We start from the raw sequence: 16,473 nt of genomic DNA on the forward strand, positions 1-16,473 counted from the left end.
AGCTGCGGTCGGCCAATCGTTAAGTCACGCTAAACAGGCATGGGAAATAAAAGGTTAATTTCGAGATCGGGACGTACAGTTTTCTCGCCTCGGTTGCAGCCTTTCCCGGGTCGCCAAGGCCGCCGCCAGAACGGCACGTTAAGCTTTCCTGCCTATGCTTTGACGGACACATGACCCAGACCAGCGACATACCGCAAAGGCGGACGCTCGCGCGGATCGGCCATTTCGTGGCCGCGCGCCGGAAGCTGGTTTTCGACTATTTCTCGGCGATCAGCGGCGCCGGCGGGCGACTCGTCTTCTCGCTCGCCTATTTCGTGGCCTTGGCCAACACGCTGTCGATCGCCGAATTCGGCATGTTCGCCACGGCCTCGGCGGCAGGCGTGATGTTGTCGCGCGTGCTTGCCTTCGGCTTCATCTCGGCGCTCTACCGCACGGCAACGATCCGTCCCAACCTGATCGGCACCTTCACCGCCGGCTTCCTGCTTCTCAGCGTGATCTCGCTGCCGGTCCTCGCCGCCGCTTCCTACGGCGTCTACCTCATCTTCTTCGCCGGCACGGTGCCGCTGTCGGCCTTCGCCGCGGTCGTCTTCGCCGAAGCGCTGCTGTGGCGACCGGTGGAGGTGGTGCTGATCGTCAACAACGGCCTCGGCAAATTCGGGCGCGCCGCGGTGCTCGCGATCCTGGCGACAGCGCTCAGGGCGTTCGGCGCGGTGCTGTTCATGCTTGCCGCCCAGCACACGATCGGCGTCTGGTCGTGGTTCTACATCGGCGCCAACGCCGCCTCGCTGATCGTCGCCTTCGCCTTCTTCTATCCGCGCCAGCGGCTCAGACTGCGCACCGAGCTTTATTTCCGGCGGCTCGCCGATTCCGTCTATGTGGCCGGATCCGAGGTGCTGTTCTATTTGCAGATGGAGTTCGACAAGCTCCTGGTGCTGTCGATCGGCGGACCGCATCTTGCCGGCATCTACGCCATCATCATGCGGCTGGTCGATCTCACGGCAATCCCGATCCGAACCTTCTCGATGATGCTGGTGCAACGCATGATGCGCGCGCCGGAGCTCCTGTCCCGCTTAGCGGTCAAGAGCGGCATCGAAGGCGGCGTGTTCCTGGTCTCGACGCTGGCGCTCTTGTCGCTCGGCATCGTGCTGCACTTCTTCCCCAATGCGCTGGGCAAGAATGTCGCCGAGGCCGCGCCTCTGGTGGCACTCGCGGTCTGCGTGCCGGGCCTGCGCAATCTCGTCGAATACCAGGCAGAGTTGCTCTTCGCGCGCGGCCAGACCGCGGTGCGGGCGATCAATCTCGGGCTGCTCGCCGGCTTGAAGGCGGTACTGCTCACCTACGTGCTGACGACGATCCCAGACACACCCGATCTGGTGCTGTCGCTCAACATCGTCTTCCTGCTGCTTTATCTGGCCTCGATGCTGCTGACCTATTCGGCGATGCGTAGGCCCGCCAAAGCGGTCTGATCTAGCACTCGAGCGCGATCAGGCGGCGGATGCGGCCGACATCGGTGCCGATGAAGGATTGCATGCCGATCGCTACCTGCTCAGGCGCCATGGCATCGACGAAGCGGCGGAATTCCTCGTCCGAGAGCGCCTCGCCATTCCAGTGGACGCGGCAGAATTCAGCTGTGTCGTGGAAATGGCCGGCCCCTTCGAGCACGTCGTCGACGTAACGGCCGTAGATCATGCATTCGGAGAATTTGCGCGCCGAGCCGACGACGCTGACCCAGTTGCGCCCGTGCGCTTTCTCGATCCGCTCGCACATCGCATTCACTGACTCGCGGCGCCACGCGATCAGCGTCGAGATGTAATCGTGGTTCGAAACCTTCGCCGGGTCCATGCCGAGCGCCGAGCCAGCATTGTGCGACCAGATGCGATGCTCGTCGTGGCCGTCGCCGGCCAGCACGCCATCGCGCCGGAACAGCCGCGCCTTGCCGTCGCGCCAGAAGGCGCTCGTGTCGAACGGCTTGAGGAAGGCGACGTCGGAATCGCAAAAGACGAGCACGTCCTCCTGGGCGTGCGCGGCAATGGCGATGCGGCGCAGCTGCTGCACGTGCCAGCCACGCAGCGGCTGGGTCCTGAAACTCAACCAGACGCGGCGGCGGAACAGGCTGAGCGGATCGTCGACGGCCCGCAGCCAGCGCGGCAGCAGATCCTGTTCATCGACCACCGTGCGGCGGCCACCCTCCAGTTGGCGAAACAGCGCGACATCGCGGTGCTCGACGAGGATGTAGTGCCGCGCGACGCCGGTCACATGTCGGTCCATCGTCTCGCAGAGCAGCCGGCAGCGCTCGAAGTCCGGCGCGTAGCTTGCCGTCACGATCGCGGCCGAGGGCGTGCGCGGCAGCGGCTCGATCCTGGTGGCGGCATCGGGCACGAAACGGCTGTTCAACGGCGCGCCTCCGCCGGCCGCGGTTCGTGCGCCAATTTCTGCTTGAAAACGCGCCACAGGAAGAGCGGGTTGCCGACCACGTAGCGGCGCCACAGGCGGCCGGGCTCGATCCACAGGCGAAACAGCCATTCGAGCCGCAGGCGCCGCATCCACAGCGGGGCGCGCGGCACGGTGCCGCTCAGGAAATCGAGCAGCGCGCCGACCGCGATCGGCAGCGTGCAGTGACGGGCGTCGATGTGGCGCGCAATCCACAATTCCTGGCGCGGCACACCCATGGCGACCAGCAGCACGTCCGGCCGCAGCCTGGCGATGCGCTCGACGATCGCCGGCTCCTCGGCGGGGGAGAAGTAGCCGTCATGGACGACCACGAATTTGTGCTGCACGGCGAGCGCCGAAAGCTTGACCGATGCCGCCTCGGCATTGACCCGCGTCGCGCCGAGCAACGCCACGGTCAGCGGCCGCGTCGATGCCTGCAGGAAAGCCGGGATGAAATCGGTGCCGTTGAGATTGTCGGGGAAAGGCGCGCCATAGAGCAGCTTTGCCGCGATGTCGACGCCGACGCCATCCGGCAGCACGAGGAAGTCGTCAAGCGCTTCGGCAAACACCGGATCGCTGTAAGCGAGGTTGGCGTTGTGGGCGTTGAGGAAACTCACCTTGGTGAAGCGCCGCTCGGCGATCAGCCGGGAAAGCAGTGCTATCGCCTCATCCCACCGGATGGCAAGCACGGAGATGCCCAGTATCCTCTTCAGCGTATCGAAGCCGAAGGCGGAGCGGGCTGCGTGCATGTTCATGCAGCGACCTCCCGCCTGACGGCGCCGAGCTTCTCCAGCCCAAGCCCGATCGCGGCGTCGAGCGCCCTGGCCTGCCGGCGATGGAAAGCACTGCCATCGGCATCGCGAATGTCGGCCGCCGCCGCTTCGAGCGCCGCGGCGAAGGCGACGGGATCGTCGGTCATGACACAGTTTTGCGGCCGGTAACCGATGCCGCGCAGCGAGCGGCTGGTGGCGACGCAAGGCAGGCCAAGCTCGAACGTCTCGATGGTCTTCAACTGCACGCCGCTGCCGGCGGTGCTGATCAGCGGGACGACGGCGGCGCCGCGCACGAATGCCTGGGCGTCGGGAACCCTTCCGACGAACTGGACGCCGGGATGCGCCGACGTCACACCCGACGGCATGTTGCCGGCGATCCTGATCCGGAAATCCGGCCTGAGATGCGGGACGACCTTGGTCAAGAACCAGTCCAGCCCGATGCGGTTGGGCTGCCAGGTCCAGGTGCCGATCAGCGCCGCGTCGAAGTCGATGCGGCGCGGGCCTTTGTTCGTCGGAGCCCCGGCACGGGTCACCAGCGGCAGCACCGCCGAGCGGTCGCTGGAGGCGACACCGAGCGCGGCGCGATCCTCCTCGGCCAGCGTGAAGACGAAACGCGCGGCTCGGCAGAGACGCTCCTCCATCACCTCGAGCAGCATGGCCTCGCGGCGAAACAGCCAGCGTTGAAAAGCGCTGCCGGCCGCGGCGGCGTTCTCCTCGGCCGAACGATGCTCGACATTGTGCGCGACGAAGATCGACGGCCGATCGGCGAGAACCTTCTCGAACGCACCGGCGAACTGCACCGAATTCAGGACATAGCCGTCGAACGGACCGGCATTATCGATCGCGGCGCGGACGTCCGCGTCGGAAACGACGCGCAGCTTGACTGAGGAAAAGGTGAGGCCGCAGACAACCGCCTTGCCCAGCCAGATGAGTTTCTGCAGAGCCGGGGCGCTTTCGGTACGCACCTCGACGGCGTCAAGCACGATGGTGTTCTGCGGATCGGACGGCGTCTTTCCCGGCCAGATGAAGCCCATCACCGTGATGCGCGCGCCGGCACGCCGCAGCGCATCGATGATCGCGGCGTTGGCAATCTCGTAGCCGGAGGCGAGAGCGCCGTCGGGCACGATCGATGTGGCGAACAGCAGATGCATCTCACCTATCCATTGGTGCAGCCGGTAGCAAAACGCGGTGAAGCCTTGATTAAATGACACCGTCAAAGGCCAAACGCCTCGGTTTTGCGGAGCTCGCCGCGAAAGGTGATTAACGAAGCGTTATCATCGGGCTGCTATCGAGAATCGAACCCACACGGCTGGAAACGGATGATCCCTTTGCCATCGGACGCTTCGGTATCGATTGCGGGGGTATCGATCGCGGGGCGGTCTCCGGGGCTCGCCGCGGAGACCGTCGAAGTGGTCGTGACGCTGCCCACCTTCAAGCGTTCCCAGTTGCTGCTGGAAACGCTGGCGTCGCTCCAGGCGCAGAAAACCGAGCGGCATTTTGCCGTCATCGTCATGGAAAACGAGGCGGAGGCGCGCGAGGGCGCCAAGGCGGCACTGCCGCTGTTCGAGCGCGGCGAGATGCCGGGCCTCGTGATCATCGCGCATGAGCGCGGCAATTGCAGCGCCTACAATGCCGGCTGGCAGACGGCGATGCTTTACTTCCCTAACTTCAAACATCTGTTGGTGATCGACGACGACGAGACCGCCGCGCCCGATTGGCTGGAACGCATGTGCAAGGCCGCCGAGACGCTTCGAGCCGATATCGTCGGCGGGCCGCAAGTGCCGGTGTTCGCCGAACCCTCCCATGCGAGATGGGCCGATCACCCCGTCTTCGCGCCGCCATATCGGCAAACTGGCCGCGTGCCGGCGCTCTACTCGTCCGGCAACCTGCTGGTCGGACGCAATGTGCTTATCGCCATGGGGCCGCCCTTCCTCGATCTCAGGTTCAACTTCATGGGCGGCGGCGATTCCGATTTCCTGAGTCGCGCCGCCCAAAAAGGTTTCGTGCTCGGCTGGTGCGCCGAGGCAAAGGTAAAGGAAACGGTTCCGGCCCGTCGCGTGGAAGCCGACTGGATCCGCGCCCGCAGCCTGCGCAACGGCGTCATCTCCACGCTTGTCGAGAAGAAAAAGCGTGCGGGCACGCCGTTCGCCGGCGCCAAGGTTCTGCTGAAGAGCCTGGCGCTGCTTGCCGCCTCGCCGCTGCGCGGCGCCGTCCGGCTGGCGCGCACGGGCTCGCTGACAACAGGCCTTTACCCGATCTATGTCGCGCTCGGCCGGGTGCTTGCCGAACTCGGATATGCCAATGAGCAGTACCGGCAGCCTGAGAAGAACTGAGCGCGCGCCGCTCAGCGCCGCCTTCACGCGCGAGGGCATTGCGACGGCAATCGCGGCGCTGCTCTTTACCGTCATCATCGTCTCGTTCCGGCCCTTCCAGCCTGCGGGCGCCGAACTCACCGGCGACGGCGGCGACATCGTCAACCAGCTCGGCTTCGGATCGCTCGGCGCCATCTCCATCTTCTCGCTGCTCGCCTCCGCCGATCCGCGCGTCGTGCGCTCGCTCATCAGCCCGTCCTGGGCGCTGATGCTGGGCTTCTTCTTCCTTTCGGTGATCCTGGCGACCGATCCGCCCTCCGCCATGCGCGCCGCCTCCTTCACCATGATCGGCATCATCACCATGGCGACGATCCTGGTGCTGCCGCGCGACGCCGACTCCTTCGCCAGGGTCATCATCTTCACCGCGGTGGTGGTGATGGGTCTTTCCTATGTCGGGCTCATCGTCTTTCCGCACGAGGCATTGCACACCGCCGACTCGCAAGAGCCGGAACATGCGGGCCTGTGGCGCGGCGTCTTCACCCACAAGAACATCGCCGGGCCGGTGATGGCCTGCTTCAGCTTTGCCGGACTCTATCTCTGGCGGCGCGGGCAACGCTGGTGGGGCATCGGCATCTTCTCAGCGGCGATGATCTTCATGCTGCATACCGGCTCGAAGACGACCGCCGGGCTGGTGCCGTTCTCGATCCTGATCGTGGTGCTGCCAAGCCTCATCGGCGTGCGGATCGGCACGCCGATCCTGTTTCTGTCCGCGATCGTCGCGACCGCGGTCGGCACGCTCGGCATCGTCTTCATCCCGCCGGTGAAGCAATTGGCGGCGGTCTATTTCCCGAACCTCACCTATACCGGCCGCACCACGCTGTGGGAGTTTGCCGGCGAGATGCTGGCGAAGCGGCCCTGGACCGGCTATGGCTATGAGAGCTTCTGGGGAACGCCGCTGCTGCTCAACCAGGACCAGCCCTTCGACCGCCCCTGGGACATCCGCACCATCGTGCACGGTCACGACGGCTATCTCGATATCGCCGTGCTGATGGGCATTCCCGCGCTCTGCGTCGCGGTCTACACCTTCCTGATCGCGCCGCTCGGGGACTACATGCGCATTCCGTTGCGCAAGGAAAACATCTATCTCGGCGACTTCTTCATGATGGTGGTGCTGTTCACCGCGCTCAACGGCTTCCTCGAAAGCTTCTTCTTCCGCCGCGCCGACCCGGTCTGGCTTTTCCTCGTGCTCAGCGTGCTCGGCCTGAGGCAGGTTTCGCTGCGGCCGATTCCGGCTCGCTGCCCCCACTGATCCGCGAGCGAGCGACCGATCCCTCCCGACAGGGCTTTCCCGACGCCGCGCGACCGTTTATGGGAGGAGCCTTCTTTCGGAGGCTTCCATGACCATCAGGCTCGTTCTCGCCGGTTGCGGCAATATGGGTTACGCGATGCTCTCGGGCTGGCTGAAATCCGGCAAGCTCGAGCCGTCCGCGGTGTTCGTGGTCGAGCCCAATGCCGAATTGCGCAAGCGCGCCGAACATCTTGGTTGCCGCGTGGCGGCCGACGCTTCCGGCGTTCCGGCCGATGCCGTGCCCGATCTCGTCGTCATCGCCGTGAAGCCGCAGGTCATCCGCGATGTGCTCGCCGCCTACAAGCGCTTCGGTGACGGCAGGACCACCTTCGTCAGCATCGCCGCCGGGACGCCGGTCGCCACTTTCGAGGAGATCCTCGGCGATCTGGCGCCGATTGTCCGCTGCATGCCGAACACGCCGGCTGCGATCGGCAAGGGCATGATGGTGGTGTTCTCCACCCCGCTGGTCCTGGACGACGTCAGGCGTTTCGTCGCCGAACTGCTCTCGGCGAGCGGTGTCGTGACGACGATCGATGACGAGAGCCTGATGGATGCCGTGACGGCGGTCTCCGGCTCCGGCCCGGCCTATATCTTCCATTTCATCGAAGCGCTGACGGTTGCCGCCGAGAGGGCCGGCCTGCCGGCCGAGACAGCCAAGCTGCTCGCCATGCAGACCGTCTACGGCGCCGCCTCGCTCGCCGCCGAAAGCGACGAGGAGCCGGGCGTGCTGCGCCAGCAGGTCACCAGCCCCAACGGCACGACGGCCGCGGCGCTTGCCGTGCTGATGGGAGAGGACCGGCTGACGAAGCTTTTGACCGACGCGGTGGAAGCGGCGCGGCTCAGGTCGATAGAGCTGGGGAAGTAGCGCTCGCGCCGTACAGCATCTCGTCCTGCAGCCGGCGCAAGGCATAGAGCCTGGTCGTCTTGTCGGGCGCGGCGTTGTCGCTGGTCAGCAGTTCGCCCTTCCTGACCGGTTTCAACACCTTGCCGCCCTCGAGCAGCCCGACCGGCACGGCGCGGCTGGCGCGTGCCTCGCCGACCGTCATGGTCCAGGAGCGGTAGCAGGTCTCGCCGATGGCGTCGAAGGTTTCGCCGGCGGCGAGATCGCGCTTGGCGACGGCGCAGACCTCGGCCACCGGTTTCGGCAGCGGCACCATGTCGGGCCGACCGTAGAGCATAATGCGGGCCGCGGTCAGCGGCACCTCCAGCGAGGTCAGGTGGTAGGGCCTGAAGAAGCTGTAATAGGGGCCGTTGCCGACATGGAGGTCGTCCATCCGCTCGACGACGCGCGGATGCGTCGCCTCGACGACGACGAAGACGCCTGGCGCAACCCCCTTGCCGACGGTGTAGTCGACGACACCCTTCTTCGACAAGATGCCGCCATCCTCGCGCGGGATGAGCACCTTGGCGAGCTGGTCGCGGTCAGTCTTCGGGCCATGCATGCCCGGAACATCGGGCACCAGGCCAGTAGCGTTGGCGATGGCGCACATCTCGACCATGGTCTTGGAACCGTCGACGAATTCGACCAGCATGCGCGGATTCATGTTTCGGCGCAGCGCTTCTTCGCGATAGTCGTCGGGAACGGCGTCGTGGTTGAGAGGGTTGTTCTTGCCCTTGCCGGCCGAGACGATGGTGTAGCCGAGCGCCGAGGCGAACTCGATCAGCTCCATGCAGCTCGACGGCTCGTCGCCGGCGCCGACCGAATAGACGACGCCCAGGCGATCGGCCTGCTGCTTCAGATAGCAGCCGATGGTGACGTCGGCCTCGACATTCATCATCACCAGATGCTTGCCATGTTCCATGGCCATCAGGTCGAAATCGGCGGCGACGCCGGGCTTGCCGGTGGCGTCGATGACGACGTCGATCAGCGGATTGGTGACCAGCATCTCGTTCGAAGTGATGGCGATCCTGCGGCTTTCTATCGCCTGACTGACCTTGGAAGCAGTCTCGGCTTCGGCAGCCATCGCGTCGTCGCCGTAGGCGATGCGAATCGCCTCGCGTGCCGTGTGCGGGCGGCGGGTGGAGATGGCGGCGACCGAAATGCCCGGCATCAGCATGCCCTGGGTGACCAGATCGGTGCCCATCTCGCCGGAGCCGATGACGCCGATGCGCACGGGACGGCCCTCGGCAGCACGCCGGGCGAGATCGCGGGCAAGCCCGGTCAGGGCGACATTTGTCATACAAGAACGTCCATGCTTTGCTTTCAGCCCGCAATACAGGGATCGGTCCCCGTTTGCCAACAAAACCAGCCGCACATGGCAATTTCCGGCGCATGCCTTGCAGAACCGGAGCAGATTTGCCCCAGCAATCCCGCAGCCTTCGGGCTTTCGCAGCGCGAGCGGTCGGATGCTTGGGGAGGATGAGGTGGCAGGATTCGCGCCAGGTCCGATTTTGCCCGGAAATTGGCGCTGGTTGCAGGCGCCTTTGGCGATTCCGTATGCGGACGGCTATTTGTTAATCATGATCGCCATCGGTTTTGCCCGAATGGCAATCCAGACGAGCATCGTTTCTGTGCCATTTTTGCTACATCCGCCAAGACTAATGGCCGGAACCCCCGCTTTTAGAGGCGCCTAAATCATTAAGCGCTCACAACTTCGAAAAATCTGATAGATACTGGTCGCAAGCTCCGGTGGCAGGCTTGGGCAAATAAGCGCCGACAAAAACAAAAAAGGCGCGGGGATAGTCACGGGGTAGAAATGACCAGGACGGGTAAAGTGACCGTCGGCTGGCGCTTTGCGCTTGCCATGACGGTGTCGATGCTGGCTTGTGGAAGCGCCAGCGCACTCACACTCAAGGAAGCCGTAGCAGTCGCCGTCGAGTCCAATCCTGAGATTGGGCAGGCGATCGAAAACCGCGAAGCCATCGAATTCGAGCTGCGCCAGGCAAAAGGCCTCTATCTTCCCAGCGTCGATCTGGAAGCGTCGACCGGCGTTCGCCGCCTGGACAATCCTTCCCGTCGCGCGATCGGCGAGGAGCATGACGCCCTCTATCCGAACGAGGCCGACCTCACCGTTACGCAGACGCTTTATGACAGCGGGGCAAGGCGGGCCGAATTGAACCGCCAGGCCTCCCGCGTCGACGGAGCGTCTTTCAGAGTGCTGGAACGGTCCGAGTTCATCGGGCTTGCCGTTGTCCAGGACTATCTTGAATACATGCTGCAGGGGTCGATCGTCGCCGAAGCGAAGAAGAATCTCGCCTTCCATCAGTCTATACTCGGCGACATCAAGCAGGGCATCGCCGGCGGCGCGCTCAACGATGCCGACCGGCAACAGGCCGAGGAGCGCCTTTATGCCGCCAAGGCGCGCGTGCAAGAGGCCGCGGAGGAGCTCGAAGCCGCCAAGATCCGGTTCTTCAAGAATGTCGGCAAGCCGCTGACCAATGCGTCGCGGCCGGCCGATGTCGCCGGCGCGCTGCCGCGCTCGCTCGATGACGCGATCGGGCTCGCCAGGCAGACCAATCCGCGCGTCCATATGGCCAACAGCGACATCGACGCGGCGGCTTCGCTGGTCGACGCCGCGCGGGCGAAATACGGTCCCACGATCACAGCCGAGGGCGTTGCCCGGGGTGGATATGACATCGACGGCGACGACGGCGACACCAGCGACCTGCAGGCGCGAGTCGTGCTGCGCTGGAACCTCTATCGCGGCGGCATCGACAAGGCCAACGAGCAGGAGCAGATCCGCCGCACCAGCGAGCAGCGTCTTGCGCTGCATCAGGTGCTGCGCGAGATCGAGGAAGCCGTGCGCACCTCATGGGACCGCCGCTTCCGCCAGGCGGAACTCGCACAGACCCTGCGGCTGCAGGCTGCCACCAACGAAAAGCTGGTTGCGTCCTACCGCGAGCAGTTCAAGGTCGGACAGCGCTCGCTGCTCGACGTGCTCGACGCGCAGAACACGCGTTTCAACACCGCGACGCTGGCCGACACCTCGTCCTATGCGTCGCTGTTTGCCGAATACCGGTTGCTGGCCGCGACCGGGCAGTTGCTGAAGACGCTGAACATCCAGCCGGCGAAGCAGGCCACGGCCTACGCGCGAACGGAATTCGGCGTGCCGGAAACGGCAGACACCGAAACCTATGCGCGGACGCCGTCGGAGCAGAAGAACGATCTGCCGTTCGACATCCTCGCGCCGGTCAGGAAGAAGCAGCCGATGTAAACATCGATCTCTGGTCCTTCGGGGCGGATCGTGAACCAGCAACCCAACATCGTTTCGCCCAAGGAGGCTTTCAAAGCCTGCTTCTCGGCGATTGCAGCCTATCTTGGCCGGCCGAGCGCGGAGACCGTGCTGTTTGCCGGGGTGCCGATTTCGGAAACGCGCATCGAGCCGGACGACATCAGGCACCTCGCCGAACGCATCGGCCTCGAGGTCCGGGAGTTCAGCCATCGCGATTTCGTGCGCGGCCGCGTCGATCTTCCGGCCATCGTCTTCCGCGTCAGCCAACTGCCGGTCGCGCTGCTCGCCGAGACCGAAACCGGGCAATATCTGACGGCTCCGCAGGAAGACGGACGAACCGCGATCAGCAAATCGGAACTCGCCGGGAGCTACATCAGCGGCGGCGCCTCCTTCTCGATCACCTATGCCAACACCGCCGAGGAGATGACGGTGGGCAAGGCGCCGAGGATCGAAAGGCGCCATTGGCTGACCGGAACGATGGGAGCGTTCTGGCGCACCTATTCGAAGGTCGTGCTGTCGGCGATCTTCATCAACATGCTGGCGATCGCCTCGCCGATCTTCACCATGAACGTCTACGACCGCATCCTGCCGAACAAGGCGGTGTCGACGCTCTGGGTGCTGGCGATCGGGATCGGCGCGGCCATCCTGTTCGATCTGTTGCTGAAGACGGCCCGCGCCTCGCTCATCGACTACGCCGGACGCAAGGCGGATCTCAGGATTTCCTATCTGCTGTTCGAGAAAGTGCTCAACTCGTCCTTGTCGGCGCGGCCAGGGTCGACCGGCGAATACGCGAACCGCGTCACGCAATACGAGTTCGTGCGCGAGTTCTTCACCTCGAACACCATCAGCGTCTTCATCGACACGGCTTTCGTCTTTGTCTTCCTGCTGGTCATCTACGCCATCGGCGGCTGGCTGGTGATCATACCGGCTCTGGCCTTCGTTATCGCCGTCATAGTCGGGCTGGTGACACAGCGGCGTATCGGCAAGCGGGTCGCCGCTTCGATGAACGAGGCAGCGCAGCGCCAGGCGCTCCTGGTCGAATCCATCTCCACGCTGGAGACGATCAAGTCGCTGCGCGCCGAGGCCTACCTGCTGCGCAAATGGGGCGAGCACTCCAAGAACGCGGCCAACACGTCGGAAAAGATCAAGGAGCTTTCGGCAGCCGCCGGCAACATCACCGGCGCCATCCAGCAATTCGTGACCGTCGCGCTGGTGGTTGCCGGCGCCTATGCCTTCTCGGAAGGCCAGGTCTCGACCGGAGCGATCATCGGCACCGTCATGCTGGCCGGCCGCGCGGTCGCGCCGCTCGGCCAGATCGCCATCACGCTCTCCCGCTTCCGTCAGGCCATGCTGTCGCTCAGGATCATCAACACGATCATGTCGCAGCCGGAGGACCGGCCCGACACGGTCGGCTTCGTCAACCGGCCGATCCGCAGCGGCGCGCTGGTCTTCAAGAATGTCGGCTTTGCCTATCCGGGTACCGAAAACGAGGTCCTGCACGGGCTCAACATCGCAATCCGGCCTGGCGAACGCGTCGGCATCATCGGCCGCATCGGCTCCGGCAAGACCACAATGGGCCGCCTGATCGGCCGGCTCTTCCTGCCGACTTCCGGAGAGCTGCTCATCGACGGCATCGACATCCGCCAATACCACCCGTCGGAAGTCCGCGCCGCGGTCGGCATCGTCGCGCAGGCCGGCGACCTGTTTTCGGGCACCATCAAGGAAAACCTTTTGATGGCCGCTCCGGAAGCGACCGACGAGGAGATCATCGACGCCGCGAAGGCCGCGGGCGTCGACGACTTCGTCTCGCGCCATCCGCGCGGCTACGACATGAATGTCGGCGAGCGAGGCACCAATCTGTCGGGCGGCCAGCGGCAGGCGGTGGCGATCGCGCGGTTGCTGCTGACCAAGCCTAAGATCGTCTTCCTGGACGAGCCGTCGGGTTCGATGGACCTGGCCTCGGAACGGCAGTTGATCAAGCAGCTCAAGGTCGCATTCGACCGCAACACGACGCTGATCGTGTCGACCCATCGCTACAGCATGCTGGAGCTGGTCGACCGCCTCATCGTCATCGAGCAGGGCCGCGTGGTCGCGGACGGAGCGAAGGAACAAGTCATCCAGGCATTGCAAAAGGCGAATGCCTGACCGGGGCACGTTGGGGAATGTTTGCAAGGGAAGATCGGCCGCCGCTGTTCGCATCGGCGTCCGTCTACATCATAGGGGCCCTGTTCGTGGCCTTCACCGCCTGGGCATCCTTTGCCGAGGTCGACGAGATCGCGCGCGGCGACGGCAAGGTCATTCCCGCCTCCAAGACGCAGATCATCCAGGCGAGCGAGGCCGGCGTCGTCCAGGAGATCGCCGTCAAGATCGGCCAGACCGTGAAGAAGAACGACCTGATCATCCGGCTCGACAACTCCGGGAACACTTCGAGCCTCGGCGAGGAGCAGGCCAAGGCGCGGGCGCTGCAGGCGCGCATCGCGCGGCTTAAGTATGAGCAGAGCGGCAATGTCGAGGGATCGTTTCCCTGCCCGGCGGAAATCCAGAAGGTTGCGCCGGAAATCTGCGACAATGAACAGAAGCTGCTCGTGGCGCGCCGCGACAACTTCGAGGTGAAGCTGTCGGTGCTCAAGTCGCGCCTCGATCAGCGCGAGAAGGAGCTCGACGAGGCAACCGCCAATTCCGATCGGCTGTCCAAGAGCCTGGCCGTCAGCGACCAGGAAACGGCACTGGTGGAGTCCATGGTCAAGAAAGGGCTGATGGCCAAGACCGAGCAGATCCGCGTCGAGCGCGAGCAGACCGACCTGCATGGGCAGCTCAACCTCGCGGGCGAGACCATCAAGAAGACGCAGGCGGCAATCACCGAGGCGCAGCTTCAGGTCAATGAACTCGGCCTGCAGCTGCAGCAGGAGGCGTTGAGCGATCTGACGCAGGCGCTGGCCGACCTTTCTGTGGTGGACGAAACCATCCGCGGCGCCACCGACAAGGTGGCGAGGACCGACATACGCTCGCCCGTCGACGGAATCGTCAACACGCTCGACGTCAACACGCTCGGCTCCTTCGTGCAGCCCGGCGCAGTGGTGGCGGGCATTGTGCCGACCTCCGAAACCCTCCTGGTCGAGGCGCGGGTCTCGCCGCGCGACGTCGCTTTCATCCAGCCGGACCAGGACGCGCTGATCAAGGTCACGGCCTACGACTTTTCGATCTTCGGCGGCATCGAAGGCAAGGTTTCGACAATCACCGCCGACAGCCTAGTCGACCAGAAGACGGGCGAACCTTACTATCAGGTGCGCGTCGCGACCGAGAAATCCACGCTGCAAAGGAACGGCAAGACCTACTCGATCATCCCCGGTATGATCTGCTCGGTCGATATCAAGACCGGCCGCAAGACGATCCTCAACTACCTTTTGAAGCCCATCAACAAGGCGCGTCAGGAGGCGATGAGTGAACGATAGCGCCGCCCGCCCCGATACTTCGCGCGAACGACTGCTGCCGTCGCTCGCGGCCGAGGATTTCGGCCCGGAGTTCCGGGTCGTGGCGCGCGGCGGCGTGCGCCGCGGCATCCGGCTGGAGCGCGCCTTCTGGGTCTCGCTGAAGCAGATGGCCGAAAGCCGCAAATGCACGATCGGCATGCTGGTCGAGGAGATCGCCGAAAATCATCCCGACCAAGGCAATCTCACCTCGGCGATCCGGGTCGCATGCATGCGCGGCCTCGCCGAGGAAAGCATGGAGTTGCGCAAGCTCGCCTCGATCCGGACGATCAACGCGATCCTGGTCGCCTGCCCCTCGCCCGCCTTCGCGCTGTCGTCGTCGAAGAAGATCCTGGCGTTCAATACGGCGTTCCAGCAATTGGTCAGGCGTCAGTTGCCGAACGCACCTGGCGACGACGGCCGACAGGACCTCAAGCTGGCGTTGGACCTGAACGTCACCGACGTCTTCGCCCGGCTCGACGCGAATGGCGACACCCCGGTCACCACCGGCTTTGTCATCGGCGCCGGCGAGCGCCGCTACCGAGGCCAGCTCAGCGCGGTGCGCGCGCCGGTGGCCGAGCCGGAGCTTTTGATGGCGTTCGTCTTCAACGGTTAGATCGCACGCGCAGAAATATCGTCGGCTCGGATGGTGCCGCCTTGCCGCGTCGAATGCGTTGGAGATGGGTCGAAGCGCCTGTCAGTTCGCCCTGGGATTGAAGAAGGGATGGGCCGCGATCCTTCGCGCCCCCCTCTGTCCTGCCGGCATTCCGAATTGCCTGCACCGAAGCGGCGCTCAGAAGTCACGGCATGGACGTACAAGCAGCCTATTTCGCACCGATCGTCACCTCAGGCGCAGAGCCTTCGCCCGGAGCCACCGTCGCGAAACCGCCGGCGACGTCGGCGATTTGCGCGCCGGACTTCGATCCGTGGATCCAGGCGCGATCGGTGCTGAAGGAATAGAGCGGGACGTAGTCGGGAAGATCTCTGTCCATCGCCACATTGTTGCCGAGGCTGTCCAGGATGAAGGTGCCGCTTCCCGTGCTCACCGACAGCACGGCGTGGAAGAATTTCCGGCGGCGGTCCTGCAGCACTACGAGCGACATGCTTTGCGCCGGGATCCCGGCGCGCAACAGCGCCGCCATCTTCAGTATGGCGAAATCCTCGCAGTCACCGGCGCGATGCTCGAGGATCTCCGACGGTTTCGCCCAATAGTCGAGCTTGCCGTAGACGGCGCTGTCCTTGCGATAGGCGATCAGACGGTTGACGCTGCTGTTGACGAAGGCCAGCTTGTCGCGAAAGCCCTTGTTGCTGGCAATGTCGACGATCCCGGCAAAAGCCGCGTTCTCGCGGTCGCAGGCGCTGCCCGGCGTGCAATCGACGATCGCCTTGTAGACAGGCGCCCAGCGCGCGGCGACCGGGAAGTTGTGCATGGACAAGGCGACCGACCCGAACACGCCGGGGATGATCGCGCCGGTCTGGATAGGGTCAACCTGGATCGGGTCGATGCCAGGAGCGGCCTCGGCCTTCGCAGAGCTCGTCGCCGGATCGGCCGCAAGCGGTCCGTAGGCGCTGATGACGCCGGTTATCCGGTAGGCCGCGGCAGGCTGCCAGGGCTGCAGCCTTGCCAGCGAAACGCCGCCGAGAAGGACCGGCGCAGGCACCGTTTGTGAGGTCGGATTTGCCCCGGAAACCGCGCTGGCGGATGATGGATTCGCCACGCAGGCCAGGCCGATAGCCAGCAGCAGAACCTTGATCCCCGATGCCCCCGGGGCAGCTTTTTGTATTTTCATGACGCCCACCTTTGACTGTGGACGCTAGCAATCTTGTCTCAAATTATCGGAAAGGAAGGTGGGTAAGTTTCCGCGAATCAATCTATTCTATTTTCTGTCAAATTTTATTCAAATTTATACTTTAGTTTACCAAACCGGAGTCACGCCACGAAGTCGTCTGCGCGTCGCTTCCGCGGACACA

General features: G+C 64.4%; 13 protein-coding genes. 8 read left to right on the forward strand and 5 right to left on the reverse strand.

Annotation, left to right across the window (positions count from 1 at the left end; all coding sequences use genetic code 11):
- The first annotated feature begins 170 nt into the window (after window positions 1-170).
- Complete coding sequence (locus EOA38_RS10075; RefSeq protein ID WP_127299091.1) at window positions 171-1,466, forward strand: lipopolysaccharide biosynthesis protein; 1,296 nt, start codon at window positions 171-173, stop codon at window positions 1,464-1,466.
- Window position 1,467: 1 nt separating this feature from the next.
- Here the strand turns inward: EOA38_RS10075 and EOA38_RS10080 are convergent, their stop codons facing one another.
- Genes EOA38_RS10080 through EOA38_RS10090 form a run of 3 tightly spaced genes read right to left on the reverse strand, consistent with a single transcriptional unit; the run spans window position 1,468 to window position 4,354 of the window.
- Entirely contained in the window at window positions 1,468-2,394 is a 927-nt protein-coding gene (locus EOA38_RS10080; RefSeq protein WP_127299092.1) for a DUF6492 family protein, read from the reverse strand.
- On the reverse strand, window positions 2,391-3,185 hold the full coding sequence (locus EOA38_RS10085) for a WecB/TagA/CpsF family glycosyltransferase (protein WP_127299093.1): 795 nt from the start codon (window positions 3,183-3,185) through the stop codon (window positions 2,391-2,393). The genes EOA38_RS10080 and EOA38_RS10085 overlap by 4 nt, the downstream gene beginning before the upstream one ends.
- A complete protein-coding gene (locus EOA38_RS10090; RefSeq protein ID WP_127299094.1) occupies window positions 3,182-4,354 on the reverse strand; it encodes a glycosyltransferase family 4 protein in 1,173 nt (390 codons plus the stop codon). Before EOA38_RS10090 ends, EOA38_RS10085 begins: the two co-directional genes overlap by 4 nt.
- 168 nt (window positions 4,355-4,522) lie before the next feature.
- Between EOA38_RS10090 and EOA38_RS10095 the strand changes: the two genes are divergently transcribed.
- From EOA38_RS10095 to proC, 3 genes are all read left to right on the forward strand, one after another.
- Complete coding sequence (locus EOA38_RS10095; protein ID WP_127299095.1) at window positions 4,523-5,536, forward strand: glycosyltransferase; 1,014 nt, start codon at window positions 4,523-4,525, stop codon at window positions 5,534-5,536.
- Entirely contained in the window at window positions 5,505-6,824 is a 1,320-nt protein-coding gene (locus EOA38_RS10100; RefSeq protein WP_127299096.1) for an O-antigen ligase, read from the forward strand. Before EOA38_RS10095 ends, EOA38_RS10100 begins: the two co-directional genes overlap by 32 nt.
- Before the next feature lie 88 nt (window positions 6,825-6,912).
- Window positions 6,913-7,728, forward strand: coding sequence for a pyrroline-5-carboxylate reductase (gene proC / locus EOA38_RS10105; protein WP_127299097.1), 816 nt, complete (start codon window positions 6,913-6,915; stop codon window positions 7,726-7,728).
- On the opposite strand, the gene EOA38_RS10110 is transcribed toward proC, so the two are convergent.
- Window positions 7,703-9,043 (reverse strand): NAD(P)H-dependent oxidoreductase, encoded by a 1,341-nt coding sequence (locus tag EOA38_RS10110; protein ID WP_127299098.1) that lies wholly within the window; start codon window positions 9,041-9,043, stop codon window positions 7,703-7,705. The genes proC and EOA38_RS10110 overlap by 26 nt on opposite strands.
- 516 nt (window positions 9,044-9,559) lie before the next feature.
- On the opposite strand from EOA38_RS10110, the gene EOA38_RS10115 reads away from it, so the two are divergent.
- The 4 genes from EOA38_RS10115 to EOA38_RS10130 are packed head-to-tail and all read left to right on the forward strand — an operon-like array spanning window position 9,560 to window position 15,118.
- A complete protein-coding gene (locus tag EOA38_RS10115; protein WP_127299099.1) occupies window positions 9,560-11,017 on the forward strand; it encodes a TolC family protein in 1,458 nt (485 codons plus the stop codon).
- Between the two features lie 30 nt (window positions 11,018-11,047).
- Window positions 11,048-13,180: a type I secretion system permease/ATPase gene (locus EOA38_RS10120; protein ID WP_127299100.1), complete on the forward strand. Its 2,133-nt coding sequence runs from the start codon at window positions 11,048-11,050 to the stop codon at window positions 13,178-13,180.
- Between the two features lie 17 nt (window positions 13,181-13,197).
- Complete coding sequence (locus EOA38_RS10125) at window positions 13,198-14,487, forward strand: HlyD family type I secretion periplasmic adaptor subunit (RefSeq protein ID WP_126092543.1); 1,290 nt, start codon at window positions 13,198-13,200, stop codon at window positions 14,485-14,487.
- Complete coding sequence (locus EOA38_RS10130) at window positions 14,477-15,118, forward strand: ribbon-helix-helix domain-containing protein (RefSeq protein WP_127299101.1); 642 nt, start codon at window positions 14,477-14,479, stop codon at window positions 15,116-15,118. The genes EOA38_RS10125 and EOA38_RS10130 overlap by 11 nt, the downstream gene beginning before the upstream one ends.
- Window positions 15,119-15,326: 208 nt before the next feature.
- Here EOA38_RS10130 and EOA38_RS10135 read toward each other — a convergent pair whose 3' ends face one another.
- Complete coding sequence (locus tag EOA38_RS10135) at window positions 15,327-16,292, reverse strand: transglutaminase-like cysteine peptidase (protein ID WP_127299102.1); 966 nt, start codon at window positions 16,290-16,292, stop codon at window positions 15,327-15,329.
- Window positions 16,293-16,473: the final 181 nt, after the last annotated feature.

This window comes from Mesorhizobium sp. M1E.F.Ca.ET.041.01.1.1 (assembly GCF_003997355.1).
In the GTDB taxonomy this organism is placed as follows: Bacteria; Pseudomonadota; Alphaproteobacteria; order Rhizobiales; family Rhizobiaceae; genus Mesorhizobium.